Source organism: bacterium (genome assembly GCA_024224155.1).
Taxonomy (GTDB): domain Bacteria; phylum Acidobacteriota; class Thermoanaerobaculia; order Multivoradales; family JAHEKO01; genus CALZIK01.
Genome location: JAAENP010000204.1, coordinates 1 through 704 on the forward strand (window position 1 = coordinate 1; position 704 = coordinate 704).

Consider the following 704-nt stretch of genomic DNA (forward strand, 5'->3'; position numbering starts at 1 on the left):
GGCCAGCAATGTTCTGGGCCAGATGGCGCGGCAATTGCCGCAGGACTGGCAACGGGCCTACGGCGTGCAGCCGCTGTTGCTGGAGACCCTGGTCGAAGAGGGTCGCTTCGCCGGGACCTGCTACCGGGCGGCGAACTGGATCGACGTGGGGCTGACTCAAGGTCGCGGTCGCATGGACTGTGAGCACCAGCGCCATGGCGCGTGCCGCAAACGGATCTTCGTCTATCCGCTGGTGGCCCAAGCTCGGGCAGCCCTGCGGGGGGAAATCTGACGCATGGCCCTCGCCGCCACCGCCAAGCTCCCACCCTGCCCGTGTTGTGCGTCCACGCAGCGGGAGAACCGATGTCTGCCGGCCCGCATCGAGCAACAGAACAACGAGCGTCTGCGGGCCCGAGTCGAGCAACTGGAGAAGGACAACGAGCGGCTCGTGAAGCAGCATGAGCTCGACCAAGCGGAGCTGTCGCGTCTGAAGGATCTGCTGGAGAAAACACGGCGTGCGGGCAAACGCCAAGCCGCGCCGTTTTCGAAGGGTCCGCCCAAAAAGCACCCCCGCCGTCCGGGACGCAAGCGTGGGAAGAAGTACGGCAAGAAGGCCCACCGGAAGCCTCCGAAAAAGGTCGATGAGACCTTCGAGGCGCCGCTGCCTGAGAGCTGTCCCGAGTGTGACGGAGAGGTGGAAGAGGAACGAATCGCGGTCCAGTACC

The 704-nt window shown here is 65.3% G+C and carries 2 protein-coding genes; both read left to right on the forward strand.

Annotated features, from left to right (window positions below; genetic code table 11):
- Positions 1-271: DUF4338 domain-containing protein (locus GY769_11490; protein ID MCP4202544.1), on the forward strand; the 271-nt coding region annotated here is incomplete at its 5' end.
- Between the two features lie 3 nt (positions 272-274).
- The coding region (locus GY769_11495; protein MCP4202545.1) for a hypothetical protein at positions 275-704 on the forward strand (430 nt) is incomplete at its 3' end.